Annotated in this window: 1 rRNA gene (only partly in view); it reads right to left on the bottom strand. The window is 53.7% G+C overall.

Annotated elements, in window-relative coordinates:
- Positions 1-2,224: ribosomal RNA gene (locus ITJ67_RS19435) — 23S ribosomal RNA — on the bottom strand (it extends 890 nt beyond the left edge of the window).
- Positions 2,225-2,500: the final 276 nt, after the last annotated feature.

The following is a 2,500-nucleotide window of genomic DNA, read 5'->3' as shown; positions in this document are numbered from 1 at the left end:
GTTCGCGGTTGAGACAGCTGGGAAGTCGTTACGCCATTCGTGCAGGTCGGAACTTACCCGACAAGGAATTTCGCTACCTTAGGATGGTTATAGTTACCACCGCCGTTTACTGGGGCTTAAATTCAGAGCTTCGCCGAAGCTAACCCTTCCTCTTAACCTTCCAGCACCGGGCAGGCGTCAGTCCGTATACATCGTCTTGCGACTTCGCACGGACCTGTGTTTTTGATAAACAGTCGCTTCCCACTGGTCTCTGCGGCCATCAATGCGCTTTCAGGAGTAAATCCCTATACGCCTCAGGCCCCCCTTCTCCCGAAGTTACGGGGGCATTTTGCCGAGTTCCTTAACCACGATTCTCTCGATCTCCTTGGTATTCTCTACCTGATCACCTGTGTCGGTTTGGGGTACGGGCGACTAAAACCTCGCGTCGATGCTTTTCTTGGCAGCAGAGGATCACCGACTACCTCACCGAAGTGAGTTCCGCGTCAGATCTCAGGCTTCACGAGTGACGGATTTGCCTATCACTCACCCTACGTCCTTGCCCGGATTCAACCAATCACCCGGTTCGGCTACCTTTCTGCGTCACACCTGTTAATACGCTAACCGCACCAGAACGGGGTCGAGCGCTAGGCTCCCCACCCACCCGAAGGCGGACGAAGAGATTCAGACTCTTAGCACTACTGGATTAGCTTGGGCGGTTTTTCGCCGGCCACGGGAATATCAACCCGTTGTCCATCGACTACGCCTGTCGGCCTCGCCTTAGGTCCCGGCTTACCCAGGGCAGATTAGCTTGACCCTGGAACCCTTGATCATTCGGAGGACGGGTTTCTCACCCGTCTTTCGCTACTCATGCCTGCATTCTCACTCGTGTAGCGTCCACGGCTGGTTTCCACCGCCGCTTCACTCGCCACACGACGCTCTCCTACCCATCCACACGACTGGACCACGAAGGCCTGTCTATAAATATGAATGCCACAACTTCGGTGGCGTGCTTGAGCCCCGTTACATTGTCGGCGCGGAATCACTTGACCAGTGAGCTATTACGCACTCTTTCAAGGGTGGCTGCTTCTAAGCCAACCTCCTGGTTGTCTGTGCAACTCCACATCCTTTTCCACTTAGCACGCGCTTTGGGACCTTAGTTGGTGGTCTGGGTTGTTTCCCTCTCGACTATGAAGCTTATCCCCCACAGTCTCACTGCTGCGCTCTCACTTACCGGCATTCGGAGTTTGGCTGACGTCAGTAAGCTTTTGGGCCCCATCGGCCATCCAGTAGCTCTACCTCCGGTAAGAAACACGCAACGCTGCACCTAAATGCATTTCGGAGAGAACCAGCTATCACGAAGTTTGATTGGCCTTTCACCCCTAACCACAGCTCATCCCCCCAGTTTTCAACCTAGGTGGGTTCGGTCCTCCACGAAGTCTTACCTTCGCTTCAACCTGGCCATGGATAGATCACTTCGCTTCGGGTCTAGGACATGCGACTGAATCGCCCTATTCAGACTCGCTTTCGCTACGGCTGCCCCACACGGGTTAACCTCGCCACATATCACTAACTCGCAGGCTCATTCTTCAAAAGGCACGCCGTCACAGCTACAAGGCTGCTCCGACGGATTGTAAGCAAACGGTTTCAGGTACTATTTCACTCCCCTCCCGGGGTACTTTTCACCTTTCCCTCACGGTACTTGTCCGCTATCGGTCATCTGGGAGTATTTAGGCTTATCAGGTGGTCCTGACAGATTCACACGGGATTTCTCGGGCCCCGTGCTACTTGGGATACTCTTCAACGTCAATACACGCATTTCGACTACGGGACTCGCACCCCCTCTGGTCAGCCATTCAAAGCTGTTCGTCTATACGCTATTGTCACGCCCACTGCCTGGTAGAGCAGCATGAAAAGTCCCACAACCCCGACCGTGCAACCCCTACCAGGTATCACACACGACCGGTTTAGCCTGATCCGCGTTCGCTCGCCACTACTAACGGAATCACTGTTGTTTTCTCTTCCTGTGGGTACTGAGATGTTTCACTTCCCCACGTTCCCTCTACCCGCCCTATATATTCAGGCGGGAGTCACCAGGTCACCACAAGGGGCCTAGCGGGGTTTCCCCATTCGGAAATCCTCGGATCAAAGTTCGATTATCAACTCCCCGAGGCTTATCGCAGATTTCTACGTCCTTCTTCGGCTCCAGATGCCAAGGCATCCACCGTTTGCTCTTAAAGATTTGATTTACACATGAGTAGCCAATCATTTCATTCTCAGAAACTCTTGACTAAAATTGCTGAACACCACAAACACCACCCGAAGGCAACATTCGCAGCATTCAAGATGCTCGCGTCCACTGTGTAGTTCTCAACATACGATCGGTACCAACACCCACCAACACAAAGCCGGCGAACGAAGGCCCAAGAGTCCGATCCACCACCATCCGAAGACGACAGCAGGCCCGGTCCCTCAGGACCCAACAGCGTGCACACCAATACCCATCACCACCCACATGTTTCCA

Origin of the sequence: Pseudoclavibacter sp. VKM Ac-2867 (assembly GCF_015351275.1) — a bacterium.
GTDB lineage: Bacteria > Actinomycetota > Actinomycetes > Actinomycetales > Microbacteriaceae > Pseudoclavibacter.
Note: the sequence above shows the minus strand (reverse complement) of the source record. Positions and strands in the feature narration are given on the sequence as shown.